This is a genomic window from Serratia sp. (in: enterobacteria) (assembly GCF_052400455.1).
Lineage (GTDB): Bacteria > Pseudomonadota > Gammaproteobacteria > Enterobacterales > Enterobacteriaceae > Serratia > Serratia ureilytica.
On the sequence record NZ_CP185812.1, the window covers coordinates 706,632 to 733,061 of the forward strand.

The 26,430-nt window shown below is 59.1% G+C and carries 20 protein-coding genes, 1 pseudogene and 1 riboswitch; of the genes and pseudogenes, 15 read left to right on the top strand and 6 right to left on the bottom strand.

Going from position 1 to position 26,430, the window contains the following annotated elements:
- Window positions 1-40 precede the first annotated feature (40 nt).
- Window positions 41-159, bottom strand: a riboswitch (TPP riboswitch).
- Window positions 160-196: 37 nt separating this feature from the next.
- Entirely contained in the window at window positions 197-1,858 is a 1,662-nt protein-coding gene (sgrR, locus tag ACORQT_RS03310; protein WP_047025197.1) for an HTH-type transcriptional regulator SgrR, read from the bottom strand.
- Between the two features lie 90 nt (window positions 1,859-1,948).
- On the opposite strand from sgrR, the gene sgrT reads away from it, so the two are divergent.
- The 3 genes from sgrT to ACORQT_RS03325 all read left to right on the top strand — a co-directional run bounded on the left by sgrT (window position 1,949) and on the right by ACORQT_RS03325 (window position 5,092).
- Window positions 1,949-2,122: a glucose uptake inhibitor SgrT gene (sgrT, locus tag ACORQT_RS03315; RefSeq protein WP_071845093.1), complete on the top strand. Its 174-nt coding sequence runs from the start codon at window positions 1,949-1,951 to the stop codon at window positions 2,120-2,122.
- Between the two features lie 156 nt (window positions 2,123-2,278).
- Window positions 2,279-3,475 (top strand): MFS transporter, encoded by a 1,197-nt coding sequence (locus ACORQT_RS03320; RefSeq protein WP_042783681.1) that lies wholly within the window; start codon window positions 2,279-2,281, stop codon window positions 3,473-3,475.
- Between the two features lie 144 nt (window positions 3,476-3,619).
- Window positions 3,620-5,092, top strand: coding sequence for a DASS family sodium-coupled anion symporter (locus ACORQT_RS03325; protein WP_033641846.1), 1,473 nt, complete (start codon window positions 3,620-3,622; stop codon window positions 5,090-5,092).
- Between the two features lie 37 nt (window positions 5,093-5,129).
- Here the strand turns inward: ACORQT_RS03325 and leuD are convergent, their stop codons facing one another.
- The 4 genes from leuD to leuA are packed head-to-tail and all read right to left on the bottom strand — an operon-like array spanning window position 5,130 to window position 9,812.
- Window positions 5,130-5,732 (bottom strand): 3-isopropylmalate dehydratase small subunit, encoded by a 603-nt coding sequence (gene leuD / locus ACORQT_RS03330; protein WP_025159634.1) that lies wholly within the window; start codon window positions 5,730-5,732, stop codon window positions 5,130-5,132.
- A 9-nt stretch (window positions 5,733-5,741) separates the two neighbouring features.
- Entirely contained in the window at window positions 5,742-7,142 is a 1,401-nt protein-coding gene (gene leuC / locus ACORQT_RS03335) for a 3-isopropylmalate dehydratase large subunit (protein WP_048232639.1), read from the bottom strand.
- Between the two features lies 1 nt (window position 7,143).
- Entirely contained in the window at window positions 7,144-8,235 is a 1,092-nt protein-coding gene (gene leuB, locus ACORQT_RS03340) for a 3-isopropylmalate dehydrogenase (RefSeq protein ID WP_060440781.1), read from the bottom strand.
- 2 nt (window positions 8,236-8,237) lie between these two features.
- Window positions 8,238-9,812 carry a 2-isopropylmalate synthase gene (gene leuA / locus ACORQT_RS03345; protein WP_033641848.1) on the bottom strand — a complete coding sequence of 525 codons (1,575 nt, stop codon included), beginning with the start codon at window positions 9,810-9,812 and terminating at the stop codon, window positions 8,238-8,240.
- A gap of 871 nt (window positions 9,813-10,683) precedes the next feature.
- Between leuA and leuO the strand changes: the two are divergent.
- From leuO to cra, 5 genes and pseudogenes are all read left to right on the top strand, one after another.
- A pseudogene (gene leuO / locus ACORQT_RS03350) lies at window positions 10,684-11,632 on the top strand (transcriptional regulator LeuO).
- A 465-nt stretch (window positions 11,633-12,097) separates the two neighbouring features.
- On the top strand, window positions 12,098-13,906 hold the full coding sequence (locus ACORQT_RS03355; protein ID WP_033641850.1) for an AMP-dependent synthetase/ligase: 1,809 nt from the start codon (window positions 12,098-12,100) through the stop codon (window positions 13,904-13,906).
- A 316-nt stretch (window positions 13,907-14,222) separates the two neighbouring features.
- Window positions 14,223-15,941: an acetolactate synthase 3 large subunit gene (ilvI, locus tag ACORQT_RS03360; RefSeq protein ID WP_164057565.1), complete on the top strand. Its 1,719-nt coding sequence runs from the start codon at window positions 14,223-14,225 to the stop codon at window positions 15,939-15,941.
- A 2-nt stretch (window positions 15,942-15,943) separates the two neighbouring features.
- Entirely contained in the window at window positions 15,944-16,435 is a 492-nt protein-coding gene (gene ilvN / locus ACORQT_RS03365; protein ID WP_004932806.1) for an acetolactate synthase small subunit, read from the top strand.
- 218 nt (window positions 16,436-16,653) lie between these two features.
- On the top strand, window positions 16,654-17,658 hold the full coding sequence (gene cra / locus ACORQT_RS03370; protein ID WP_004932801.1) for a catabolite repressor/activator: 1,005 nt from the start codon (window positions 16,654-16,656) through the stop codon (window positions 17,656-17,658).
- Window positions 17,659-17,692: 34 nt separating this feature from the next.
- Here cra and ACORQT_RS03375 read toward each other — a convergent pair whose 3' ends face one another.
- A complete protein-coding gene (locus tag ACORQT_RS03375) occupies window positions 17,693-18,133 on the bottom strand; it encodes an L-alanine exporter AlaE (protein ID WP_033651675.1) in 441 nt (146 codons plus the stop codon).
- An 863-nt stretch (window positions 18,134-18,996) separates the two neighbouring features.
- On the opposite strand from ACORQT_RS03375, the gene mraZ reads away from it, so the two are divergent.
- The 7 genes from mraZ to mraY are packed head-to-tail and all read left to right on the top strand — an operon-like array spanning window position 18,997 to window position 26,430.
- Window positions 18,997-19,455 carry a division/cell wall cluster transcriptional repressor MraZ gene (gene mraZ / locus ACORQT_RS03380; RefSeq protein ID WP_004932796.1) on the top strand — a complete coding sequence of 153 codons (459 nt, stop codon included), beginning with the start codon at window positions 18,997-18,999 and terminating at the stop codon, window positions 19,453-19,455.
- A gap of 2 nt (window positions 19,456-19,457) precedes the next feature.
- Window positions 19,458-20,399 carry a 16S rRNA (cytosine(1402)-N(4))-methyltransferase RsmH gene (rsmH, locus tag ACORQT_RS03385; RefSeq protein ID WP_047572675.1) on the top strand — a complete coding sequence of 314 codons (942 nt, stop codon included), beginning with the start codon at window positions 19,458-19,460 and terminating at the stop codon, window positions 20,397-20,399.
- Window positions 20,396-20,716: a cell division protein FtsL gene (gene ftsL / locus ACORQT_RS03390; RefSeq protein ID WP_033651674.1), complete on the top strand. Its 321-nt coding sequence runs from the start codon at window positions 20,396-20,398 to the stop codon at window positions 20,714-20,716. Before rsmH ends, ftsL begins: the two co-directional genes overlap by 4 nt.
- 42 nt (window positions 20,717-20,758) lie before the next feature.
- Window positions 20,759-22,522 carry a peptidoglycan glycosyltransferase FtsI gene (locus ACORQT_RS03395; RefSeq protein WP_004932790.1) on the top strand — a complete coding sequence of 588 codons (1,764 nt, stop codon included), beginning with the start codon at window positions 20,759-20,761 and terminating at the stop codon, window positions 22,520-22,522.
- Window positions 22,509-23,996 carry a UDP-N-acetylmuramoyl-L-alanyl-D-glutamate--2,6-diaminopimelate ligase gene (murE, locus tag ACORQT_RS03400; RefSeq protein ID WP_164057567.1) on the top strand — a complete coding sequence of 496 codons (1,488 nt, stop codon included), beginning with the start codon at window positions 22,509-22,511 and terminating at the stop codon, window positions 23,994-23,996. Before ACORQT_RS03395 ends, murE begins: the two co-directional genes overlap by 14 nt.
- A complete protein-coding gene (gene murF, locus ACORQT_RS03405; RefSeq protein WP_164057568.1) occupies window positions 23,993-25,354 on the top strand; it encodes a UDP-N-acetylmuramoyl-tripeptide--D-alanyl-D-alanine ligase in 1,362 nt (453 codons plus the stop codon). Before murE ends, murF begins: the two co-directional genes overlap by 4 nt.
- The gene (mraY, locus tag ACORQT_RS03410) at window positions 25,348-26,430 is read left to right on the top strand and encodes a phospho-N-acetylmuramoyl-pentapeptide-transferase (protein ID WP_004932782.1); all 1,083 of its coding nucleotides are present in this window, start codon (window positions 25,348-25,350) and stop codon (window positions 26,428-26,430) included. The genes murF and mraY overlap by 7 nt, the downstream gene beginning before the upstream one ends.

Genomic DNA, 26,430 nt, shown 5'->3' on the forward strand with positions numbered 1-26,430 from the left:
TAAGGGGGCAAGGGCATCTGAGGGGGCGAGGCGGCGTCGCCGGTTCGCTGGGCTCAAATCCCTCCGCCGGTATTGACCGGATCAGGTTCGACGGGTGTGCTCTCAGCGGAAAATCGGGCTTATCACGCGGCCCGACTCTCCGCACCCCGTTGAGACGGCGCTATTGTAAAGATTAACCGACCCGGGCGAAAGGCGCTTATGCCTCCGGCGGGGCAAACCAGGCTGACTTGAAGTCGAACCAGCCGAGGGTGTTCATTCGCACGCCGCGCATGCTGCGCTGGCCGTGCAGCTGCAGCCAGTGGTGGAACAGCGGATGCAGTTGGTGATTGCTGACCAGGCGCTGGCAGAACTCCGCCAGCGGCAGACGGTTGGCGCGCCACAGCGCCGCATCCTGCGCCAGGTCCTCGCTCATGCAATGTTGCATCAGCGGCAGCTCGTACAGCGTGGCGAACAGCGAAAACTCCAGCGGCAGATAGAAGTTGGCGCTGCCGAGCCACAGATCGCTGCGCGCGTCGCCCTGGTGCCAGGTCGCGTAATCCACGCTTTGCACGATCAGTCGGATGCCGTGCTGCGCCAGCAGCGGCTCGATCGCCTGGCGGATGGCGTGGAACTCCGAATGCTCATTGAAGTGAGTCAGCGTCAGTTCGGTCAGCCCCGCCGGTTTGGGCTGCTGCGCCAGCGCGCGGTTGTGGTGCCAGCGCGGCAGCAGGCCGTACGCCGGCGACCAATAGCGCTGGTAGAGCGGCCCGGCGTGGCTCAGCAGCGAAATGGGGTTGATCAATTCGCACAGCCAGCTGCGCATGGCGGGATCGGCCGCCAAGGGAGAGCGCTGATCGAACAGCAGGAAGTAGCAGCCTTCTTCCAGCCGGCTTTCCAGCTCGCTGTTGCCGGTTTCATCGCCCTGCAGCTGTACGCCGGAGTGCACCAGTTCTTCGGAGAACTCCGGCAGCACCCAGATGTTGACCTCATCGATCAGCGCCCGGTAGCCGAAATAGTCGTCGAAGGCGTGGATCTTCATCTGGCTGGGAAGGTTGCGCACCACGCGGTAGGGGCCGGTGCCGATCGGATGGCGGGTGAAGTCCGGCAGATCGCGCCATTCGCGCGGCAGGATCATGGCGTGCACGCTGCCCAGCAGCCAGGGCAGCCAGTGATCGGGGCTGTGCAGATGCACGTCGACAACGAACGGCGTCGGCGAGGTGACGCTTTCGATATGCGAGAACAGCGGTTGTGAGGTCAGACGCGAAAGCGAGCTGATGACGTCCGCCATCTCCAGCTCGCGGCCATGATGAAAATGGATCGCCGGGCGCAGGTAAAACCGCCAGTGCAGCGGCGTCAGCGCCTGCCAATGGTGGGACAGATCGGATTCGAGTTCCCCGTTTTCCTCATTTATGCGCGTCAGGCCGTTGAAGATCTGACGCGCCAAATGGGTCTCGGAACGCCGCAGCGCCGAGCCGGGCAGCAGGTTGTACAACTGCCGATAGTAGAGCACCCGCAGGATATGTTTCCCCTGACGGAAGCTGCGCCCCAGCTGCGACAGCAGCATTTGGCGCACCACGTTTTTGTCGCCCACCAGCTGCACCAACTGATCGATGCGATCCTGCTCCAGCAGCTCCTCGGCCCGCTGTTGCTGCAGCGCCAGGCCGGTGTAATGAAAGGTTAGCCGCGAACGCTTGCCGCGTCCCGACTCCGCCTGCCAGGTGAGCCAGCCCTCCCGCTGCATGGCGCTCAACAGGGAGCGCACGTGGCGCCGCGAGCAGCTCAGCGCCTCCGCCAGCGCCTGCAGCGTGGTGTCGGTGGTTTCACCGTGGCAGCGCTGCCACAGACGGATGAACTGCTGCTGCAATCTGGACGTGGACATAAAAGAGGAACACTCCTGTCTCAACTCGTCAATTTTTCTTTCCCTATATTACGCCGATAATTTTCATCAATGAAAGGGGAGGGCGTAATCATGAAAGCTTTCTTATCCAAATCGTTCTATCAGCGCTATTTCAGCGCGGTGCGTCGGCAGCACGCTGACTGGCTGAACGTGGTGCCCGAGCAGGCGCGGCTGGCAATATTGGCGCACCTGACGCAATGGGATATCAAAGAGATGAGCGACAAGCAGTATCGCGAGCACCTGTAAGGCGCTGCGGCATAAAAGTTTCTGAGTAATGGTGCTGTTTCACCAGCCAGTGGGTCGCCCCACTGGTTTTTTTATTTGCGGTTAGGGCGATGGACTTGCATTTTCCTCGCCGTGGCCTAAGGTTTTTGCTTCTGCTTTGGGATCAGGGAAGAGGATATGGAACGCCTGAGACGGTTATCACTGCGCATCAACCCCATCTTTGCCGCCTTCCTGCTGATCGCTTTTCTCTCCGGCATCGCCGGCGCGTTGCTGACGCCGACGCTGAGCCTGTTTCTGACCACCGAAGTTAAGGTGCGGCCGCTGTGGGTCGGGTTGTTTTACACCGCCAACGCGGTGGCCGGCATCGTCGTCAGCTTCCTGCTGGCCAAACGTTCCGACACCCGCGGCGATCGGCGCAGGCTGATCCTGCTGTGCTGCCTGATGGCGGTCGGCAACTGCCTGCTGTTCGCTTTCAACCGCGACTACATGACGCTGATCACCGCCGGGGTGTTGATGTCCGCCGTTGCCAACACCGCCATGCCGCAGATCTTCGCGCTGGCGCGGGAATACGCCGACAGCGAGGCGCGTGAAGTGGTGATGTTCAGTTCGGTGATGCGCGCCCAGCTTTCGCTGGCGTGGGTGATAGGCCCGCCGCTGTCGTTTGCGCTGGCGCTGAATTACGGCTTTACCGTGATGTTCCTGATCGCCGCCGCCACCTTCGCTATCTGCGTGCTGCTGGTCGGGTTCATGCTGCCTTCGGTGCCGCGCGCGGCGGACGGCGACGGGCTGCGGGACGGCGCTTCCGCGCCGATTGCGCCCGCCAGCGCCTGGCGCAATCGCGACGTGCGTCTGCTGTTTATCGCCTCGATGCTGATGTGGACCTGCAACACCATGTATATCATCGACATGCCGCTGTATATTACCGCCGATCTCGGCCTGCCTGAGGGGCTGGCCGGGGTGCTGATGGGCACCGCTGCCGGGCTGGAGATCCCGGCGATGCTGCTGGCCGGTTACTACGTCAAACGTTTCGGCAAGCGCAACATGATGCTGCTGGCGGTGGCGGCGGGCGTGCTGTTTTACCTCGGGCTGACGGTGCTGGCGACCAAGCCGACCCTGATCGCATTGCAGCTGCTCAACGCGGTGTTTATCGGCATCGTCGCCGGTATCGGCATGCTCTATTTTCAAGATTTGATGCCGGGCCGACCGGGCGCCGCCACCACGCTGTTCACCAACAGCATCTCGACCGGGGTGATCCTGGCCGGGGTGCTGCAGGGCGCGCTGGTGGAGAACCTCGGTCATGGTTCGGTGTATTGGATGGCGGCGCTGCTGGCGCTGGCGGCGCTCTGGATGAGCGCCAAAGTGCGTGAAGTGTGAGGTCAAACGACGGCATTCTTGATGCAAGTCATTGAGAAGGCTGAAGCGGACGCCCAAGCTGAAGGCATATGGAGCGCGATCGTTGCGTCCACGCCCGTCTCGCTATTGAGATGCCGCCTTGTTGTTTAGAACAGTGGGAACGTTATGGATAAACTCACACCGCTCAAACCGCTTCCTTCCCTGTGCGCCCTTGCCGCCACGCTGATCATCTGGTTCCTCATTCCCGTGCCGGAGGGCGTTGCGCCCAACGCCTGGCAGCTGCTGGCGCTGTTTATCGGCACCATCATCGCCATCATCGGCAAGGCGATGCCGATCGGCGCGGTCTCGGTGATCGCCATCGCCCTGGTGGCGGTGACCGGCGTCACCAACCCCGGCAAGCCGGGCGCCGCGCTGGACGACGCGCTCAGCGGTTTTTCCAACCAGCTGATCTGGCTGATCGGCTTTTCTATCATGATCTCCCTCAGCCTGAACAAAACCGGGCTGGGCGCGCGCATCGGTTACTACTTTATCTCGCTGTTCGGTAAAAAAACGCTCGGCATCGCCTACGCATTGACGTTGGCGGAAACCACCCTGGCGCCGGTGACGCCGAGCAACACCGCGCGCGGCGGCGGCATCATTCACCCGATCATGAAATCGATCGCCGACAGCTTTGGTTCCAAACCCGAGCTCAATACCTCCGGCAAGATCGGCCGCTATCTGTCGCTGGTGAACTACAACATTAACCCGGTCACCTCGGCGATGTTTATCACCGCCACGGCGCCTAACCCGCTGATTGTCAGCCTGATCGCCAAAGGCACCCACGGCAGCTTCGAACTGTCCTGGTCGATGTGGGCGATCGCCGCCCTGGTGCCGGGGCTGTGTTCGCTGATCGTGATGCCGCTGGTCATTTATCTGCTGTACCCGCCGGAGGTGAAAAGCACCCCGGACGCGCCGCGTTTCGCCTGCGAAAAGCTGCAGGCGCTGGGGCCGGTGACGCTGCCGGAGAAAATTACTCTCGCGGTGTTCGCGCTGCTGTTGGTGCTGTGGGCCGGCATTCCGGCGATGATTTTCGGCCCGGCGCTGGCGGTCAATCCAACCACCGCGGCGTTGATCGGCCTGGCGGTGCTGCTGGCTACCGGGGTGCTGAGCTGGGAGGATGTGCTGAAGCATAAAGGGGCCTGGGATACCGTCGTGTGGTTCTCGGCGCTGGTGATGATGGCCAGTTTCCTCGGCAAGCTGGGGCTGATCGGCTGGCTGTCGCAGACCGTCGGCAACGGCATCGACCATATGGGCATGAGCTGGGTGGGCGGCACGATCTTGCTGACCATCATTTATCTGTATTCTCACTATTTCTTCGCCAGCACCACCGCACACGTAACGGCGATGTTCGCCGCCTTCTTCGCTGCCGGCATCGCGCTCGGCGCGCCGCCGGCGCTGCTGGGCCTGATCCTGGCGTTCTCTTCTTCGCTGATGATGTCGCTGACGCATTACGGGACCGGCACCGCGCCGATCATCTTTGGCTCCGGCTATGTGACGTTGGGGGAGTGGTGGAAAGCGGGGTTGGTGATGAGCGTGGTTAACCTACTGATCTGGATAGTGATCGGCGGCGCATGGTGGAAGCTGCTGGGCTACTGGTGAGGAAAAAATTCACCCGCCGGGCGGCGGGTGAAGGGGATTAATTCAGAAACGCCGGCTGCTGCGCTTCGTAGCGGGAGATGTCCGCTTCATGCTGCAGCGTCAGGCCGATGCTGTCCAGCCCGTTGATCATGCAGTGGCGGCGGAAGCTGTCTATTTCGAACGGATAGCTTTTGCCACCGGCGTTGACCGTCTGGTTCTCCAGATCCACCACGAACTCCGTACCTTCATTGGCGTCAACCAGTTTGAACAGCTCATCCACCTGCTGCTCGCTCAGCGTGACCGGCAACAGCTGGTTGTTAAACGAGTTGCCGTAGAAGATATCGGCGAAGCTCGGCGCGATCACCACTTTGAAACCGTAGTCGGTCAGCGCCCAAGGGGCGTGTTCGCGCGAGGAGCCGCAGCCGAAGTTCTCCCGCGCCAACAGGATGCTGGCGCCTTTATAGCGCGGTTTGTTCAGCACGAACTCCGGGTTGGGTTGCTGGCCGGCATCGTCGAGGAAGCGCCAGTCGTTGAACAGGTGCTGGCCGAAACCGGTACGGGTCACCTTCTGTAAAAACTGCTTGGGAATAATGGCGTCGGTGTCGACGTTGGCCGCATCCAAAGGCACCACTAAGCCGGTATGTTGAGTAAATTTAGCCACGTTAGCCCCTTAGTGAATATCACGGATGTCGGCGAAGTGACCGGCGACGGCGGCCGCAGCGGCCATCGCCGGGCTGACCAGGTGGGTACGCCCACCGCGGCCCTGACGCCCTTCGAAGTTACGGTTGCTGGTGGATGCGCAACGCTCACCCGGATTCAGGCGGTCGTTGTTCATCGCCAGGCACATCGAGCAACCCGGCAAACGCCATTCGAAACCGGCTTCGATAAAGATTTTGTCCAACCCTTCGGCTTCCGCTTGGGCCTTCACCGGGCCGGATCCCGGCACCACGATGGCCTGCACGCCGCTGGCGACCTTGCGCCCCTTGGCGATCGCTGCCGCCGCGCGCAGATCTTCGATGCGTGAGTTGGTGCAGGAGCCGATGAAGACTTTATCGATCGGCACGTCGGTCAATTTGATGCCCGGTTTCAAATCCATGTAGGCCAAGGCTTTTTCCGCAGAGGCGCGCTCGACCGGATCGCTGAACGATTCCGGCGCCGGGATCGCCTGATTGACGGCGATCACCTGGCCGGGGTTGGTGCCCCAGGTGACCTGCGGCGCGATCTCTTCGGCGTGCAGCGTCACCACGGTATCGAATTGGGCGTCGGCATCGGACTTCAGCGTGCGCCAATAGGCGACCGCCTGCTCCCAGTTTTCGCCGGTTGGTGCGAACTGGCGCCCTTTCAGGTAGGCGAAGGTGGTGTCGTCCGGTGCGACCAACCCGGCCTTGGCACCCATTTCGATCGCCATGTTGCACAGGGTCATGCGGCCTTCCATGCTCAACGCTTCGATTGCCTTGCCGCAGAACTCCACCACGTGGCCGGTGCCGCCGGCGCTGCCGGTTTTGCCGATCACCGCCAGCACGATGTCTTTGGCGGTAATGCCCTCGGCGGCGTCGCCGGTGACTTCAATCTTCATGGTCTTGGCGCGGCCCTGCTTCAGGGTCTGGGTCGCCAGCACGTGTTCCACCTCGGAGGTGCCGATGCCGAACGCCAGCGAGCCGAAAGCGCCGTGGGTGGCGGTGTGCGAATCGCCGCAGACGATGGTCATGCCCGGCAGCGTCATGCCTTGCTCAGGCCCGATCACGTGTACGATGCCCTGGAACGGGTGATTCAGGTCATACAGCGAAACGCCGAATTCCGCGCAGTTCTTGATCAGCTCCTGCATCTGGATGCGCGCCATTTCGCCGCTGGCGTTGATGTCTTTAGTCTGGGTCGACACGTTGTGATCCATGGTGGCGAAGGTTTTGCCGGGCTGGCGCACCTTGCGGCCCATGGCGCGCAGGCCGTCGAACGCCTGCGGCGACGTGACTTCGTGCACCAGGTGACGGTCGATATACAGCAACGGCGTTTCGTTCGGCGCTTCGTGCACCACGTGGGCGTCGTACAGCTTCTGGTATAAGGTCTTGGCCATGTTATGCCCCCTGAGCTACAAAGCGAGCGATGATGTCGCCCATTTCATCGGTGCTGACGGCTTTGCCGTCACCGGCCAGATCGGCGGTGCGGTAGCCCTGTTCCAACGCCTGGTTGATGGCGCGCTCCACGGCGTCGGCCGCTTCATCGGCGCCCAGGCTGTAACGCAGCAGCAGGGTGGCGGACAGGATCTGCGCAATCGGGTTGGCGATGCCTTTGCCTGCAATATCCGGCGCGGAACCGCCCGCCGGTTCGTACAGGCCGAAGCCTTGCTCGTTCAGGCTGGCGGACGGCAACATGCCCATCGAGCCGGTGATCATCGCGCATTCGTCGGACAGGATGTCGCCGAACAGGTTGGAGCACAGCAGCACGTCGAACTGGGACGGATCCTTGATCAGCTGCATGGTGGCGTTGTCGATATACATGTGCGACAGCGACACGTCCGGGTAATCCTTGGCGACCTGATTGACCACCTCACGCCACAGGATGGAACTCTGCAGCACGTTGGCCTTGTCGATCGACGTCACCTTGTTACGGCGCTTGCGGGCGGATTCGAAGGCGATGCGCGCGATGCGTTCAATCTCGAAACGGTGATACACCTCGGTATCGAAAGCGCGCTCCTGCATGCCCTGGCCTTCGCGGCCCTTTGGCTGGCCGAAGTAGATGCCGCCGGTCAGTTCGCGCACGCACAGAATGTCGAAGCCGCGGGCGGCGATGTCGGCGCGCAGCGGGCAGAATGCCTCCAGCCCTTGATACAGGCGTGCCGGGCGCAGGTTGCTGAACAGCTTGAAGTGCTTGCGCAGCGGCAACAGCGCGCCGCGTTCCGGCTGCTCGGCCGGCGGCAGGTGTTCCCATTTCGGGCCGCCTACCGATCCGAACAGGATGGCGTCGGCCTGCTCGCAGCCGGCGACGGTCGCCGGCGGCAGCGGGCTGCCGTGGCGATCGATGGCGATGCCGCCGACGTCGTACTCGGCGGTGGTGATGCGAATGTCAAAGCGTTGACGCACCGCGTCCAACACTTTGCGCGCCTGAGCCATTACTTCCGGGCCGATGCCGTCTCCGGGCAAGACGGCAATGTGATAAGTCTTCGTCATGTTCACACCGTTTCCTGATTATTTTGATGTTTGTTTTGCTGCAGGCGCTGCTTTTCTTTTTCTACCTGCTGTGAGCGCCAAATATTGTTCAACACGTGCACCATCGCCTTGGCGGAGGATTCGACGATGTCGGTCGCCAGACCCACGCCATGGAAACGACGGCCGTTATAAGAGACGACGATATCCACCTGGCCCAGCGCATCGCGCCCATGGCCTTTGGCGGTCAACTGGTACTTCACCAGTTCGATCGGGTAATCGGTGATGCGATTGATCGCCTGATAGACCGCATCGACCGGGCCGTTGCCGGTGGCGGCTTCGGCTTTCTCTTCGCCGCCGCAGATCAGTTTCACCGAGGCGGTGGCCATGATGCTGCTGCCGGACTGCACGCTGAAGTAACCCAGGCTGAAGTGTTCCGGTTCTTCCTGTTGTTTGTTGATGAAGGCCAGCGCCTCCAGGTCATAGTCGAACACCTGGCCTTTTTTGTCGGCCAGCTTCAGGAAGGCGGCGTACAGGGTATCCAGGTTGTAGTCCTGCTCCTGGTAGCCCATCTCTTCCATGCGGTGTTTCACCGCCGCGCGGCCGGAGCGGGAAGTCAGGTTCAACTGCACGTCTTTCAGGCCGATCGACTGTGGGGTCATGATTTCGTAGTTTTCGCGGTTCTTCAGCACGCCGTCCTGGTGAATGCCGGAGGAGTGGGCGAAGGCGTTGGCGCCGACGATCGCCTTGTTGGCCGGGATCGGCATGTTGCACAGCTGGCTGACGATCTGGCTGGTGCGGAAGATTTCCTGATGATTGATGTTGGTGTGCACGTTCATGATGTCCTGGCGCACCTTAATCGCCATGATCACTTCTTCCAGCGAACAGTTGCCGGCGCGCTCACCGATGCCGTTCAGGGTGCCTTCCACCTGACGGGCGCCGGCCTGGACCGCGGCAATGGAGTTGCCGACCGCCATGCCCAAATCGTCGTGGCAGTGTACGGAGATGATGGCTTTGTCGATGTTCGGCACGCGGTCATACAAGGTGGTGATGATGCCGCCGAACTGGTTTGGCGTGGTGTAGCCGACGGTGTCCGGAATATTGATGGTGGTGGCGCCGGCGTTGATGGCGGCTTCGACCACGCGGCACAGATTGTCGATTGGCGTGCGGCCGGCGTCTTCGCAGGAGAATTCCACGTCGTCGGTATAGTTGCGGGCGCGTTTGACCGAGCGTACTGCCATCTCCAACACTTCGTCGAACGAGCGCTTCAGCTTCGATTCGATGTGCAGGGTGGAGGTGGCCAGAAACACGTGGATACGGAACGCTTCAGCGACGCGCAACGCTTCGGCGGCCACGTCGATGTCTTTGTCCACGCAGCGGGCCAGGCCGCAGACGCGACTGTTCTTGATCTGGCGAGCGATGGTTTGCACCGATTCGAAATCGCCCGGCGAAGAGACCGGGAAGCCGACTTCCATCACGTCAACGCCCATTCTTTCCAGCGCCAGCGCAATCTGAATCTTCTCTTTTACGCTCAGGCTGGCCTGCAATGCCTGTTCGCCATCACGCAGCGTGGTATCGAAAATAATGACTTGTTGGCTCATCGGTGCATTCCTTATCGTGTTGATTTCACGCTAAGCGGGCAAAAAAAACCCGCGCAGTAGCGCGGGTTTCTTATGGGTGATCGGCTGAGTCAGCTCCGAACTTCGTCCACAGGCATACCGCGCAAACAAGATGCGTTAAGTAGTAGGCCTAGTAGACGGTGAGTACGGATCATAATGGTTCAGCTTCTCTTAAATTGGGTGTCTGCCTAATTTGATACGTGATTGGCCTGGCGATGTCAACACCTGATTGAATGCGGGGACAATGCACCGGCTATGCGTCCCAACAGAGGATCATTCGGTAAAAATGCGGTGCTATAGAGAAAAAATGGGAGCAGTTTGCGTGCTGCTTAGCATAAACGAATCGAATATATACTGCGCTAATTGCTTCTGGATTTTGTTGGGTTAAGATTTGTGATGAAAAAATAAGGAGGATTAATCACGGGAGGAAACAAAATAATATTTTTAATACGAATGATTTAAATTGAATTCATATGATTAATTGATTGTTTTAGTCATAATATAACAAAATAATGCGATTTTACACAAAGCGATTGATGTTTTTAGATGGTTTGATTGCTTATGATGTGTTTTTATAGTTTGTCTCATACAGTGGGGTTACGTTGTTTAATTGTATTAATCATTGTTAATACCTAATTATTAGTACCACCCAGGTGGCATTCTTCCTGCTGACGGTAGAAGTGACTGATATGCATTCCATATACGACTTAAATCGTGTCGATAACACGAGGTTTTTTATCGGCTGATGACGGTAATGGCAGGATTTGTCGTGCAAAGATAAGACAATGCGGCGTTTCATTGTTTGTCGAGCATAAGGATTAGATTATCTACACAGGATTTAGTGGAGTGAAATATGGCTGAATATGATTCAGAAATCGCCATGGTTAAAGAGCCGGCGGACATCCATTTGCGCAGCGTCGATCTTAATTTGCTGACGGTGTTTGACGCCGTGATGCAAATGCAAAATATTACGCGAGCCGCTAATTCGTTAGGGATGTCGCAGCCGGCGGTGAGCAACGCGGTAGCGCGTCTGAAGGTGATGTTCAACGACGAGCTGTTCGTGCGCTGCGGGCGCGGGATCCAGCCCACCATGCGGGCCAGGCAGCTGTTCGGGCCGGTGCGGCAAGCGCTGCAGCTGGTGCAAAATGAGTTGCCGGGATCTGAGTTTGAGCCGCTGACCAGCACGCGAGCGTTCTCCCTGTCCCTGTGCAGCCCGCTCGATTTGCGTCTGGGTGCCGGGATAATCAATCACGTCAAACAGATAGCGCCGCAGCTTAACCTGCAAATAAAGTCATACATTAACAATAATATTGAACATCAATTGCGTTATCAGGACGTCGAATTTGTCATCGGCTACAGCCGTTTCGAGTCGGCGGAGTTTCGCAGCCTGGCGATGTTCGACGACGAATTAGTGCTGGCGGTTGCGCAGGCGCACCCGCGAATAGGGGGAGGAGGTGACGCCGGAACACATGTTGGCCGAACAGCATGCGGCGGTTTCCCTGGAAAGTTTTGGATCGTTCAGTAAACCTTTCTATTTAGAGGAGCCGATGCTGCGCGCCGTGACACAACAGTGCACGGATCTCTACAGCGTGTTGAATATGGTGTCGCAAACGGAAATGGTGGCGATTGCGCCCGCCTGGTTGGTGCGGCAACAGACGGAGGCGTTGAAAATAAAGGCAGTTCCTTTGTGCGCCAATCACAATAAAGCGACCTGCTATCTTTCCTGGCATGAATCCTCCGAACGGGATAAAGGGCACCAGTGGATGAAGTCCGTCCTGATTGAGGCGGGTAACCCAAAGTAAAGCGATAAAAAATGGGGATATATAAAGATAATATTCAACTGAGCGTTTTTTTCTCATGATAAAAACTAAGAACTATCTGGGTTTTTATTAAGATGTTTCTTGGTTTTGCGGCGATTAAATAACTTATTTTCAGGGTGAGTTGGTTCGTTTACCAAAAATAATTAATATAAATTAATATTCTGATTTTTACTTTACGACTGGTATTTTAAACTAACTCGATGCGGCGGCCCAGATGGGCCGCGTTTTATTGCCGCCAGCAAACCTTTTCCTTCCCGTTCTGTCCAACCCATGAAAGCGCGAAAGCCGGCCTGAGTTTTGGCTCACACTTCTACGCTGAAATCGCTTTTCCCCCTGCCTGAGAGTAGGTAGACTGCGCGGAAAAAAGTAAACACGTGTAAGCTGAGATGAGGGCCGTAAGGCGTCGTTCAGGCTTAACTGTATGATTCATTTCAGGCTTAGAGCACTATGATCACTAATCTGCTGCAATACCATTTGATCCATCGTATACAGCATCAAATCACCCACCGAGCCGATCGCACAGCTTTTCGCCAATGGTCGCCCAACGGCGAGTTTCAACTGACTTGGGAAGAGGCCGCCGTTCGCATCGATCGCATTGCCGCCGGGCTGTTGGCCCTGGGGGCCGAAGTGCAAGAGCGCATCGGCATTTTCGCCAATAACGGCATGGCCTGGTCGCTGGCCGATCTCGCGATTCTCCACCTGCGCGGCGTCAGCGTGCCGCTCTATTCCACCAATACGCCGGCGCAGGCGGCCTTCGTCATCAACGACGCCGACATTCGCATACTGTTCGTCGGCGAACAGGCACAGTTGGACGCGGCCATCGCGCTGCGCGGCGTTTGCCCACAGCTGCGCCATATTATCGTGTTTGACCAAGATGCCGATCTGCGCGGCTGCGAGATAGCGCGACACCTGAGCGCCTTCGAGCATGCCGCCGATCCGGCGGCTTTTATCGCTCAACGTCGGCAGCGCATTGAAGAGTGCGACCTGCAGGACCTCTTCACCCTGATCTATACCTCGGGCACCACCGGCGAGCCGAAAGGGGTGATGCTGGATTACCGCAACCTGGCGGCGCAGCTCTACCTGCATGATGAGAGACTGACGGTTGGCGAAGAAGATGTGTCGCTCAGTTTCCTGCCGCTGTCGCATGTGTTCGAGCGTGCCTGGAGCTTCTTTGTCATGCATTCCGGCGCGCAGAACGTCTTCCTGCCGAACACTGACTGGGTACGGGAAGCGATGGGGCAGGTCCGCCCGACGCTGATGTGCGCGGTACCGCGTTTCTACGAGAAGATTTTCAGCGCGGTGCATGAAAAAGTGGCGCGCGCGCCTTGGCTGCGCCGCGCGCTGTTCCACTGGGCGATCGTCTGCGGGGAGCGCAAGTTCCTTCAGGAGCGGGCCGGCAAACCGTTGGGTAAACTGTTCGAACTCTCTCATCGCTGGGCCGACAAGCTGGTATTGAGCAAGCTGCGCGGCATCCTCGGCGGCCGGGTGCGCTTCCTGCCGGCGGCGGGCGCCAAGCTGGATGACAATGTGATCCTGTTTTTCCAGGCGATGGGCGTCAACATCAAGTACGGCTATGGCATGACCGAAACCTGTGCGACCGTGTCCTGCTGGGAAGAAGGGCATTTCCGCTTCGGCTCTATCGGCAAACCGCTGCCGGAGGTCGAGGTGCGCATCGGTGAAGAAAATGAAATCCAGGTGCGCGGGCCGATCGTGATGCGCGGCTATTTCAACAAACCGTTGGAAACCGCCGCGACCTTTACCGCAGACGGCTGGCTGAAAACCGGCGACGCCGGGGCGATCGATGAAGAGGGCAATCTGTTCATCACCGAGCGCCTTAAGGATTTGATGAAAACCTCCGGCGGCAAATACATCGCGCCGCAGATGCTGGAAGGCACGCTGGCGCAGGACCGCTTTATCGAGCAGGTGGCGATCATCGCCGATGCGCGCAAGTTCGTTTCCGCGCTGATCGTGCCGTGCTTTGAGTCGCTGGAAGAGTACGCGAAGTCAGTCAACCTGAAGTATCAGGATCGTCTGGAGCTGCTGCGCAACGGTGAAATCCTCGAGATGTTCGAAAAGCGTCTGCGCGAGATGCAAAAGGAGCTGGCGCGCTTCGAGCAGGTGAAGAAGTTCACGCTGCTGCCGGCGGCCTTTTCCATGGAGCTGGGGGAGCTGACGCCAACGCTGAAGCTGCGCCGCAAAGTGATCCTGCAGCGCTATCAGCGTGAAATCGACTCCATGTACCAGGAACAGGGCTGAGGCCGCCGGCGGACCGCGCGTTCGGCGAAAAAAACGGCATATTCTTCGCCTGATTTAGTTCTGTAATTTCCCCTCTGTTCGAAACAATGCCTAGCCTGACGCCCCTGGGGCTAGCGCATTGTTTTTATAAAGTCGCGATCTCCAGCCGCTTGGCAATAACCCCGCCGCCGTTAAGCCATTTTGCCGTTTGCCTGCCCCATATTCTGACGTTATGTTAATTCGATAGCGACAACCCATAAAAATTTAGGGGCATTGCCCCGCAGCAGGCGCTACGTTCCGGCGCCAGAGAAGAATAAGCAAGCCTGGAGGCAAACCCATGGAGATGTTGTCAGGAGCCGAGATGGTCGTCCGATCGTTGATCGATCAGGGCGTTAAACATGTATTCGGCTACCCCGGCGGGGCGGTGCTCGATATCTACGACGCCCTGCATACGGTCGGAGGGATCGATCATATTCTGGTGCGCCACGAGCAAGGTGCGGTGCACATGGCCGACGGTTACGCGCGCGCCACCGGCGAAGTGGGCGTGGTGCTGGTGACCTCCGGCCCCGGCGCCACCAACGCCATTACCGGTATCGCTACCGCTTATATGGACTCGATCCCGATGGTCGTCCTGTCGGGGCAGGTGCCCAGCTCGCTGATCGGCTACGACGCCTTCCAGGAGTGCGATATGGTGGGGATTTCTCGGCCGGTGGTGAAACACAGCTTCCTGGTAAAACGCACCGAAGATATCCCGGCGGTGCTGAAGAAGGCCTTTTACCTGGCCTCCAGCGGCCGCCCCGGCCCGGTGGTGATCGATCTGCCGAAAGACATCGTCGGCCCGGCGGTGCGGATGCCTTATGCCTATCCGCAGGACGTGAGCATGCGTTCTTACAACCCGACGGTGCAGGGCCACCGCGGGCAAATCAAACGCGCGCTGCAAACCATTCTGGCGGCCAAAAAGCCGGTGATGTACGTCGGCGGCGGCGCGATCAACGCCGGTTGCGAAGCCGAACTGTTGGCGTTGGCGGAGCAGCTGAACCTGCCGGTGACCAGCAGCCTGATGGGGTTGGGGGCCTTCCCCGGCACTCATCGCCAGAGCGTCGGCATGCTCGGCATGCACGGCACCTATGAAGCTAATAAAACCATGCACCATGCCGACGTGATCTTCGCCGTCGGCGTGCGTTTCGACGATCGTACGACCAACAATCTGGCCAAGTACTGCCCGGACGCCACCGTGCTGCACATCGATATCGATCCGACCTCGATCTCCAAAACGGTGGACGCCGACATCCCGATCGTCGGCGATGCCAAGCAGGTGCTGGTGCAGATGCTGGAGCTGCTGGCGCAGGACGACAAAGCGCAGGATCACGATGCGCTGCGCGATTGGTGGCAGTCTATCGAGCAGTGGCGCGCCCGCGACTGCCTGGGCTACGACAAAAACAGCGGCACCATCAAGCCGCAGGCGGTGATTGAAACCCTGCATCGCCTGACCAAGGGCGACGCCTATGTCACCTCGGACGTCGGCCAACATCAGATGTTCGCCGCGCTCTATTATCCGTTCGACAAACCGCGCCGTTGGATCAACTCCGGCGGCCTCGGCACCATGGGCTTCGGTCTGCCGGCGGCATTGGGCGTCAAGCTGGCGCTGCCGGAGGAAACCGTGGTGTGCGTGACCGGCGACGGCAGCATTCAGATGAATATTCAGGAGCTGTCCACCGCGCTGCAATATAACCTGCCGGTGATGGTGGTGAACCTCAACAACCGCTATCTGGGCATGGTCAAGCAGTGGCAGGACATGATTTATTCCGGCCGTCATTCGCAGTCTTACATGGATTCGCTGCCGGACTTCGTCAAGCTGGCCGAGGCTTACGGCCATGTCGGCATCGCCATCCGCACGCCGGATGAGCTGGAAAGCAAGCTGGCGCAGGCGCTGGCGGAAAAAGAGCGGCTGGTGTTCGTCGACGTGACCGTCGATGAAACCGAACATGTCTACCCGATGCAGATCCGCGGCGGAAGCATGGACGAAATGTGGCTTAGCAAAACGGAGAGGACCTGATCATGCGCCGTATTTTATCTGTCTTGCTGGAAAACGAATCCGGCGCCCTGTCGCGCGTGGTGGGGTTGTTCTCCCAGCGCGGTTACAACATCGAGAGCCTGACGGTGGCGCCGACCGACGATCCGACGCTGTCGCGCATGACTATCCAGACCGTCGGCGACGAGAAAGTGCTGGAGCAGATTGAGAAGCAGTTGCACAAGCTGGTGGACGTGTTGCGCGTCAGCGAGCTGGTGCAGGGCGCTCACGTTGAACGCGAGATCATGCTGGTGAAGCTGCAGGCCAGCGGCTACGGCCGTGAAGAGGTGAAACGCTGCGCCGATATTTTCCGCGGCCAGATCGTCGATGTGACGGCAACGTTGTATACGGTGCAGCTGGCCGGCACCAGCGACAAGTTGGACGCTTTCCTGAGCGCGGTGCGTGAAGTGGCGGAGATTGTGGAAGTGGCGCGTTCCGGCGTGGTCGGCGTGTCGCGCGGCGACAAAATCATGCGCTGAGCGCGGTCTGGCGGCGAATAATCGGGGGCGCGGCGTGGCTGCGCCCTTTGTTTTTCGGCCTTTTTTGCCCGATTGCCGGCACCTTTCGGCAAAAGCGGTTGCTAGGTAGTGTTTTCTGCTGTTAGATCGCAGAGGCTGGATTGAATAACCGCACGGGATGCCATGGTTAATCCGAGCACAGCCTTCACTTCTATTTTCAGCGTCATTAAGGGGTTAATGTGAAACTGGATGAAATCGCGCGTCTCGCGGGCGTTTCGCGCACGACGGCCAGTTATGTCATCAACGGCAAGGCGAAGCAGTATCGTGTCAGCGATAAAACCGTCGAGAAAGTGATGGCCGTGGTCAGGGAGCATAACTATCACCCGAATGCCGTCGCGGCGGGGCTGCGCGCCGGGCGCACCCGTTCTATCGGCCTGGTGATCCCGGATCTGGAAAATACCAGCTATACCCGCATCGCCAACTACCTGGAGCGCCAGGCGCGCCAGCGTGGCTACCAATTGCTGATCGCCTGTTCCGAAGATCAGCCGGACAACGAAATGCGCTGCATTGAGCACCTGCTGCAGCGTCAGGTGGACGCCATCATCGTCTCCACCGCCTTGCCGCCGGAGCATCCTTTCTATCAACGCTGGGCCAACGATCCGCTGCCGATCATCGCGCTGGACCGCGCGCTGGATCGCGAGCATTTCATCAGCGTTGTGGGCGCCGATCAGGAAGACGCTTTTGCGTTGGCGCAGGAGCTGCGCACCTTCCCGGCGGAGTCGGTGCTGTACCTGGGCGCCTTGCCGGAGCTTTCGGTCAGCTTCCTGCGTGAGCAGGGCTTCCGCCAGGCCTGGCAAGAGGATCCCCGCCACGTCGATTACCTGTACGCCAACAGCTACGAACGCGAAGCCGCCGGCGCGCTGTTTGCCGAATGGTTGAAAACGCACCCGATGCCGCAGGCGCTGTTTACCACGTCGTTCTCTTTATTGCAGGGCGTGATGGACGTGACGCTGAAGCAACGCGGCCGCTTGCCGACCGATCTGGCGATCGCCACCTTCGGCGATCATGAACTGTTGGATTTCCTTGAGTGCCCGGTATTGGCGGTAGCGCAGCGCCATCGCGACGTGGCCGAGCGCGTGCTGGAACTGGTGCTGGCCAGCCTGGACGAACCGCGTAAACCCAAGCCGGGGCTGACGCGCATTCGCCGCAATCTGTTCCGCCGCGGCAGTCTGAGCCGCAAGTAGTTTGCCTGACAGGGGCCCGCGTTGGCGGGCTCCTTTAGACGTAACCTGCCACCCGAAACAGCCGTCGGCAGTATTCCAGGAAGTAACCATACACCACGCCCATCGCCATGGAGACCAGCGCATTGCTGGTTACCGCCGCCAGCATTTGTTGGCCGTCGGCGCCCACGCTCCATAAAATTGCAGCATAAACCGGCGACTGGAAGCTGACATAGGCCAGCAGATCGGCGAGATTGCGCAGTAGGAACTGGCCGTGCGGGCAACGGCGCGCCGTGCGGATAAACAGATCGCGATAGCGGCCATAAGGCCAGGCGATCAGAATGTTGACCGGGATCGACAACAGGCGTGAAGAGAGGGATTGCTGGAAGCTCATGCCGGAGATTAACACTTCAATCGCCATACCGGCGATAAAGCAGTACACCACCAGTGCAAACGTATCGGCAGCGGCGCTGCGCCAGTGTGCGGCGGGCGAAAGCATGTATCTCTCCTTTTGTGTTAATGTGCTGTTAATTTTATAATTTTTGGTTGTTAATTCTGGTTTTTTGCTTTTTATATAGTTTACTGATCTGGTTTGAGTTTTTTAACTAGGTTTATATTTTTATTTTTAACATTTGTTCGGTTTTTGTCCCGCAGGGCCGGGGCGCAGGAAGGGATGGAGAGATTAAAATCGGTGTTTTTAAATAAACCTATTAAAAACATGCTGTTGCGATTTTTTGTGTCCGCGGGGGGATTTTTCCGGCAAAAATTGTGGAAATAAAGGTGTAAGAAAATGAAACCATAATTGTAAACAGGTGTTTTGGGAATAATCTTACCAAATTGATTTAAATCGAAATTACTTCTGCTCGTAATATCCGAGCCATTTATTTTCGCCGTGCTCTCATCATGGCGGTGCAAATTGAAGTAAAATAGCGCGCAGTTTCACGGTGAATAACGATTGAGCGTTATTAACTCAAGGAGTTATAGCCTTATTCTGCGGTCGACTCGTCAGGCGCCGAGCCTTGGCGCGCGCGGGGCGGCAGCGGTTACAGCCCTGAGATTGCCGAGCTGAAAAATGAGACATGGCTTGCAGAAGGAAGTAATGAGTTAATTAATCGCCAGTTCGTCAGGTTTTTAATCAGATTTTTTCCGCTTAGAAAATTCTCTCCGTTTATCATGGTGTTAATTTTTAATCGTCGAATAATCAGAGTTTCTTTCGCGAGTCAGCTCCCAAAATGACCAGAGAAATATTGCCAAAGCGCTGGCGCTCTGGCTTGACAAGGTTTTCATACCCTCCGTAAACTCCATTGTGTGGGAATTTGTGGGGTAAAGTGGTGAAAACGGTCACTAAGGGGTAGCTCAGGAATGTTCCGTGGAGCGACGATGGTCAACCTCGACAGCAAAGGGCGGCTCGCCGTACCTACCCGATATCGGGAATTGCTCAACGAGGAATCGCAAGGCCAAATGGTCTGTACCATTGACCTCCATCAGCCCTGCCTGCTGCTTTATCCTTTGCCCGAATGGGAAATTATTGAACAAAAATTATCACGTCTGTCGAGCATGAATCCCGCCGAGCGCCGCGTTCAGCGCCTGCTGTTGGGACATGCCAGTGAGTGTCAGATGGATAGTGCCGGTCGTTTGCTGTTAGCCAGTACGCTGCGGCAACACGCCGGGCTCACGAAAGAAGTGATGCTGGTCGGTCAGTTCAACAAGTTTGAACTGTGGGATGAACAGACCTGGTATCAACAAGTCAAGGATGATATTGACGCTGAACAGTCGACTCAGGAACCGTTGTCTGAGCGGCTACAGGACTTGTCGCTATAAGCATGTTGGAAAACTATAAACACACCACCGTCCTGCTGGACGAAGCCGTCAACGGCCTCAATATCCGCAGCAACGGCATATATATCGACGGTACTTTTGGTCGCGGTGGCCATTCTCGTCTGATTCTGTCCCAACTGGGGCCGGAAGGGCGCTTGCTGGCAATTGACCGTGACCCTCAGGCGATTGCAGCCGCCAAATCTATTGAAGATCCTCGTTTTACCATCGTACACGGCCCATTTTCCGAGTTGTCGCACTATGTGCGGGAGCGCGAGCTGATGGGCAAGATCGACGGCGTTCTGCTCGATCTGGGCGTTTCCTCGCCGCAGCTTGACGACGCGGAGCGCGGGTTCTCCTTTATGCGCGACGGTCCGCTGGACATGCGCATGGATCCGTCCACCGGCCTGTCTGCCGCAGAGTGGCTGATGAAGGCCGAAGCGGACGACATCGCCTGGGTGCTGAAAACCTTCGGCGAAGAGCGTTTCGCCAAGCGCATCGCGCGCGCCATCGTCGAAAGAAACCGCGTGGAGCCGATGACGCGCACCAAAGAGCTGGCGGATCTGATCGCCGATGCCAGCCCGTTCCGTGAAAAGCACAAGCATCCGGCGACGCGCAGCTTCCAGGCGATCCGCATTTATATCAACAGCGAGCTGGAAGAGATCGAGCGTGCGCTCGACGGCGCGCTGGAAGTGCTGGCCCCGCAGGGCCGTTTGTCGATCATCAGCTTCCATTCGCTGGAAGACCGCATCGTCAAACGCTTTATGCGACACCACAGCCGCGGCGCCCAGGTGCCGGCCGGCATTCCGTTGACCGAGGAGCAACTGCGCGGCATGGGCGGGCGAACGCTGAAAGCGCTGGGCAAAATGATGCCGTCGGAAGCGGAAGTGGCGGACAACCCGCGTGCGCGCAGCTCGGTGCTGCGCATTGCTGAGAGGATGCCCGCGTGATTGGCAACGAACGTCACGGCCTGGTCGGGGTGATTGGCGGCGATCTGCTGCGCAACGCCAAGATCCCCATGATTTTACTGATTGCGTCACTGGTCTCCGCGATTTTCGTGGTGACCACCGCGCACCGCACCCGCCTGCTGACCGCCGAACGCGAGCAGCTGGTTCTGGAGCGCGATGCGCTGGATATCGAGTGGCGCAACCTGATTTTAGAAGAGAACGCCCTCGGCGATCACAGCCGGGTTGAACGTATCGCGACAGAAAAACTGCAGATGCAACACGTTGATCCATCGCAGGAAAATATCATCGTTAAACAATGAATGGTTTAACCGGAATAATGACACGGAGTAGAAAGGAAACGCATGAAAGCAGCGCGCCCCGGTAAGTTGAGACGCCAGGAAGATCAGGCCAGCTTTGTCAGCTGGCGTTTTGCGTTGCTGTGCGGCTGCATTTTGCTGGCGATGGTTGGCCTGATGCTGCGCGTCGCGTACCTGCAGGTCATCAACCCCGATCGTCTGGTGAAAGAAGGTGACATGCGTTCGCTGCGCGTGCAGGAAGTGCCGACCGCGCGCGGCATGATCAGCGATCGCGCCGGCCGTCCGTTGGCGGTCAGCGTGCCGGTGAATGCGGTGTGGGCCGATCCGAAAGAGCTGAACGAACGTGGCGGCATCACGCTGGACAGCCGTTGGAAAGCGCTTTCCGATGCGCTCAACATCCCTCTGGACCAGCTTTCCAACCGCATCAACGCCAACCCGAAAGGGCGCTTCGTTTACCTGGCGCGCCAGGTTAACCCGGCGATCGGCGACTACATCCACAAACTCAAGCTGCCGGGGATCTACCTGCGGCAGGAGTCGCGCCGTTACTACCCGGCGGGGCAGGTGACGTCGCACATCATCGGCGTGACCAACATCGACGGGCAAGGCATCGAAGGCGTCGAGAAGAGCTTCGATCGCTGGCTGACCGGGCAACCGGGCGAGAGAACGGTGCGCAAGGACCGCTTCGGCCGAGTGATTGAAGATATCTCCTCCGTCGACAGCCAGGCGGCGCATAACCTGGTGCTGAGCGTCGATGAGCGACTGCAGGCGCTGGTGTATCGCGAGCTGAACAACGCCGTGGCGTTCAACAAGGCCGAATCGGGCACTGCGGTGCTGATCGACGTGAACACCGGCGAAGTGCTGGCGATGGCCAACAGCCCGTCTTACAACCCGAACAACATGGCCGGTACGCCGAAAGAAACCATGCGTAACCGCGCTATCACCGATATTTTTGAACCCGGTTCAACCGTGAAGCCAATGGTGGTGATGACCGCGCTGCAAAACGGCGTGGTGAGAGAAAACAGCGTGCTGAACACCATCCCGTACCGCATTCAGGGCCACGAGATCAAAGACGTGGCGCGGTACTCGGAGCTGTCATTGACCGGGATCTTGCAGAAGTCGAGTAACGTCGGTGTTTCAAAGCTGGCGTTAGCGATGCCGTCCTCAGCGTTAGTAGATACTTACTCTCGTTTTGGGCTGGGAAAAGCGACCAATTTGGGGCTGGTCGGAGAAAGCAGTGGCATATACCCAAAAAAACAACGGTGGTCTGACATAGAGAGGGCCACCTTCTCTTTCGGCTACGGGCTGATGGTAACTCCGTTACAGTTGGCGCGAGTCTATGCAACGATCGGCAGTCTGGGCGTGTATCGCCCATTGTCGATCACCAAGGTTGACCCTCCGGTCGCCGGCGAACGCGTTTTCCCTGAACCTCTGGTGCGCACCGTGGTGCACATGATGGAAAGCGTGGCCTTGCCGGGCGGCGGCGGCGTGAAAGCCGCCATCAAGGGATACCGTATCGCCATCAAAACCGGTACCGCGAAAAAAGTGGGCCCGGACGGCAAATACGTCAACCGATACATCGCTTATACCGCCGGCGTCGCGCCGGCAAGTAACCCCCGTTTTGCCCTGGTGGTCGTCATCAACGACCCGCAGGGTGGGAAATACTATGGTGGCGCAATCTCCGCGCCGGTGTTCGGCGCCATCATGGGCGGCGTATTGCGCACCATGAACGTCGAGCCTGACGCGTTGCCTACCGGTGACAAAAGCGAATTAGTGATTAACAAGAAAGAGGGTTCAGGTGGCAGATCGTAATTTGCGCGACTTACTCGCCCCGTGGGTGCCGACGGCGCCCGGGCGCGCGCTGCGGGAAATGACATTAGACAGCCGTGTTGCGGCTGCCGGGGATCTGTTTGTCGCCGTGGTCGGCCATCAAACGGATGGACGCCGCTATATTCCGCAGGCCATCGCGCAGGGCGTCGCCGCCGTGATCGCCGAAGCTGACGGTCAGGCCGAAGACGGCACCATCGTTGAGATGCACGGCGTGCCGGTGATCTACCTGAGCCAACTGAACCAGCGCCTTTCCGCGCTGGCCGGGCGTTTTTACCATCAGCCGGGCGAGCGTCTGCGCCTGGTCGGCGTGACCGGCACCAACGGCAAAACCACCACCACGCAGTTGTTGGCGCAGTGGAGCCAACTGCTAGGCGAAACCAGCGCGGTGATGGGCACCGTCGGCAACGGTCTGCTGGGTCAGGTCTGCCCGACCGAGAATACCACCGGTTCTGCGGTGGATGTTCAACACGTATTAAACGACTTGGCGGAACAGGGCGCGACCTTCGCCGCGATGGAAGTCTCATCCCACGGTTTGGTGCAACACCGGGTGGCGGCGCTGCCGTTCGCTGCCGCGGTCTTCACCAACCTGAGCCGCGATCACCTGGATTACCACGGTGACATGGCCAATTACGAGGCGGCCAAATGGTCGCTGTTCGCCGCCCACAATGTGGGGCAGGCGATCATCAACGCCGACGATGAAGTCGGCCAGCGCTGGCTGAGCAAGCTGCCGGATGCGGTGGCGGTGACGATGCAGGACAACCTGCAGCCGGGCTGCCACGGCCGCTGGCTGAAAACCACGGCGGTCGATTATCACGACAACGGCGCCACGGTTCGGTTCAGCTCCAGCTGGGGCGACGGCGAGATCGAAAGCCGCCTGATGGGCGCTTTCAACGTCAGCAATCTGCTGTTGGCATTGGCGACGCTGCTGTCGCTGGGCTACCCGCTGGAGGCGCTGGTGGAAACCGGCAACCGTCTGCAGCCGGTCTGCGGCCGCATGGAAGTGTTTAACGCGCCGGGCAAACCGACGGTCGTGGTGGATTACGCCCACACGCCGGATGCGCTGGAGAAAGCGCTGGAAGCGGCGCGCCTGCACTGCCAGGGGCAGCTGTGGTGCGTCTTCGGCTGCGGCGGCGATCGCGACAAGGGCAAGCGTCCGCTGATGGGCGGCATCGCCGAGCAGTTCGCCGATCGCGTGGTGATCACCGATGACAACCCGCGTACCGAAGAGCCGCGCGCGATTATCAACGATATCCTGACCGGATTGCTGGATGCCGGGCAGGCGCTGGTGATCCACGGCCGCGCCGAAGCGGTGACCAGCGCCATCATGCAGGCGCAGGAGCAGGATGTGGTGTTGGTGGCGGGCAAAGGCCACGAAGATTATCAGCTGGTGGGCAACCGCCGCTTGGATTACTCCGACCGCACGACGGTCGCCCGACTGCTGGGGGTGCTGGCATGATCCCTGTCTCTCTTCAGACACTGGCTGAGGTATTGAGCGCTGAACCGATCGGCGCCGATTGCCAAATTGTCGAGGTGACGACAGACACCCGCAAGGTGACCGCTGGTTGCCTGTTTGTGGCGCTGAAAGGCGAACGTTTCGACGCTCACGACTTTGCGGCGAATGCCGTAGCCGCAGGCGCCGGGGCGTTGCTGGTCAGTAAGCGCTTATTGGTGGACGTGCCGCAGCTGGTGGTGAAAGACACCCGTCTGGCGCTGGGGCAGCTTGGCGCCTGGGTGCGTCAGCAGGTGCCGGCGCGCGTGGTGGCGCTGACCGGCTCCTCGGGCAAGACATCGGTGAAAGAAATGACCGCCGCCATTCTGCGTGAATGCGGCGAAGTGCTATATACCGCCGGCAACTTCAATAACGACATCGGCGTGCCGTTGACGCTGTTGCGTCTGGAGCCGCAGCATGATTTTGCCGTGATAGAGCTGGGCGCTAACCACATTGGCGAAATTGCTTACACCACCGCATTGACGCGTCCGCAGACCGCTTTGGTGAACAACCTGGCGGCGGCGCACCTGGAAGGCTTCGGCTCGCTGGCCGGCGTCGCCCAGGCGAAAGGTGAAATCTTTACCGGCCTGCCGGCCGAAGGCGTGGCGATCATCAACGCCGATAACAACGACTGGCCGCACTGGCAGAGCATGCTGGGCGGCAAAACCGTCTGGCGCTTCTCGCCGCAGGCGGCCGAAGGCGTGGACTTCTTCGCGGACGACGTGCGGGTGAATGGCGCAGGCACGCAGTTTACGCTGCACAGCCCGTTCGGCACCGCCGAGATCGCGCTGCCGCTGCCGGGGCGCCACAACGTGGCCAACGCGTTGGCGGCCACGGCGCTGGCGATGTCGGTGGGCGCCACTCTCGAAGCGGTGCGTCAGGGGTTGAAACAATTGCAGGCGGTGCCGGGGCGTTTGTTCCCGGTGGCGCTGGCCGAAGGCAAGCTGCTGCTGGACGACAGCTATAACGCCAACGTCGGGTCGATGACTGCGGCGGCGCAGGTGCTGGCGGAGATGCCGGGCTACCGCGTGATGGTGGTCGGCGATATGGCCGAGCTGGGCGCAGAAGCGGAAGAGTGCCACCGTCAGGTGGGTGAAGCCGCCCGCCAGGCCGGGGTCGATAAAGTGATCAGCGTCGGCGGGTTGAGCCGCGTGCTGAGCGAGGCTTCCGGCAACGGCGAACATTATCAGGACAAGACAGCAGTGATCGCGCGCGTGGCGGAATTACTGTCGGAACATGCGGTCATCACCGTGTTAATCAAAGGTTCACGTAGTGCCGCAATGGAGCAGGTAGTACGCGCGTTACAGGAGAAAGCACCATGTTAGTTTGGCTGGCCGAGCATTTGGTCAAGTATTACTCAGGCTTCAACGTCTTTTCTTATCTGACGTTCCGAGCCATTGTCAGCCTGCTGACTGCGCTGTTCCTGTCGCTGTGGATGGGCCCGCGGGTGATCAAGCGTCTGCAAGAAATGTCCTTCGGCCAGGTGGTGCGTAACGACGGCCCCGAGTCGCACTTCAGCAAGCGCGGCACGCCGACCATGGGCGGCATCATGATCCTGACCTCCATCACCATTTCGGTGCTGATGTGGGCCTACCCGTCCAACCCGTATGTCTGGTGCGTGCTGTTTGTGCTGGTGGGTTACGGCATCGTCGGTTTCGTCGATGACTACCGCAAGGTGGTGCGTAAGGACACCAAAGGGCTGATCGCCCGCTGGAAGTATTTCTGGCAGTCGGTGATTGCGCTGATTGTCGCATTCGCCATGTACGCCGTAGGAAAAGACACGCCAGCCACCGAGCTGGTTGTGCCGTTCTTTAAGGACGTGATGCCGCAGTTGGGTTTGCTGTACATCCTGCTGGCCTATTTCGTCATCGTCGGCACCAGCAACGCGGTCAACCTGACCGACGGTCTGGACGGCCTGGCGATTATGCCGACGGTATTCGTGGCGGCCGGTTTCGCGCTGGTAGCTTGGGCGACCGGTAACATGAACTTCGCCAACTACCTGCATATTCCGTATCTGCGTCATGCCGGTGAGTTGGTGATCGTCTGCACCGCCATCGTCGGCGCCGGCCTCGGGTTCCTGTGGTTCAATACCTACCCGGCTCAGGTGTTTATGGGCGACGTCGGTTCGCTGGCGCTGGGCGGCGCGCTGGGCACCATCGCGGTGCTGCTGCGCCAGGAGTTTTTGTTGGTGATCATGGGCGGCGTGTTCGTGGTAGAGACGCTGTCGGTGATCCTGCAGGTGGGATCGTTCAAGCTGCGCGGACAACGCATTTTCCGCATGGCGCCGATTCACCACCACTATGAATTGAAAGGCTGGCCGGAGCCGCGCGTGATCGTGCGCTTCTGGATCATTTCGCTGATGCTGGTGCTGATTGGCCTGGCAACGCTGAAGGTGCGTTAA

Excerpts from the sequence above, each read along its gene's own strand:
- sgrT (WP_071845093.1), top strand. The coding sequence starts at position 1,949 with ATGAAAGCTTTCTTATCCAAATCGTTCTATCAGCGCTATTTCAGCGCG.
- leuA (WP_033641848.1), bottom strand. The coding sequence starts at position 9,812 with ATGAGCCAACAAGTCATTATTTTCGATACCACGCTGCGTGATGGCGAA.
- ACORQT_RS03375 (WP_033651675.1), bottom strand. The coding sequence starts at position 18,133 with ATGCTTTCGCCCGCCGCACACTGGCGCAGCGCCGCTGCCGATACGTTT.
- sgrR (WP_047025197.1), bottom strand. The coding sequence starts at position 1,858 with ATGTCCACGTCCAGATTGCAGCAGCAGTTCATCCGTCTGTGGCAGCGC.
- rsmH (WP_047572675.1), top strand. The coding sequence starts at position 19,458 with ATGTTGGAAAACTATAAACACACCACCGTCCTGCTGGACGAAGCCGTC.
- ACORQT_RS03355 (WP_033641850.1), top strand. The coding sequence starts at position 12,098 with ATGATCACTAATCTGCTGCAATACCATTTGATCCATCGTATACAGCAT.
- leuC (WP_048232639.1), bottom strand. The coding sequence starts at position 7,142 with ATGGCCAAGACCTTATACCAGAAGCTGTACGACGCCCACGTGGTGCAC.
- murF (WP_164057568.1), top strand. The coding sequence starts at position 23,993 with ATGATCCCTGTCTCTCTTCAGACACTGGCTGAGGTATTGAGCGCTGAA.
- ilvI (WP_164057565.1), top strand. The coding sequence starts at position 14,223 with ATGGAGATGTTGTCAGGAGCCGAGATGGTCGTCCGATCGTTGATCGAT.
- mraZ (WP_004932796.1), top strand. The coding sequence starts at position 18,997 with ATGTTCCGTGGAGCGACGATGGTCAACCTCGACAGCAAAGGGCGGCTC.
- leuB (WP_060440781.1), bottom strand. The coding sequence starts at position 8,235 with ATGACGAAGACTTATCACATTGCCGTCTTGCCCGGAGACGGCATCGGC.
- ilvN (WP_004932806.1), top strand. The coding sequence starts at position 15,944 with ATGCGCCGTATTTTATCTGTCTTGCTGGAAAACGAATCCGGCGCCCTG.
- ACORQT_RS03325 (WP_033641846.1), top strand. The coding sequence starts at position 3,620 with ATGGATAAACTCACACCGCTCAAACCGCTTCCTTCCCTGTGCGCCCTT.
- ACORQT_RS03395 (WP_004932790.1), top strand. The coding sequence starts at position 20,759 with ATGAAAGCAGCGCGCCCCGGTAAGTTGAGACGCCAGGAAGATCAGGCC.
- mraY (WP_004932782.1), top strand. The coding sequence starts at position 25,348 with ATGTTAGTTTGGCTGGCCGAGCATTTGGTCAAGTATTACTCAGGCTTC.
- ACORQT_RS03320 (WP_042783681.1), top strand. The coding sequence starts at position 2,279 with ATGGAACGCCTGAGACGGTTATCACTGCGCATCAACCCCATCTTTGCC.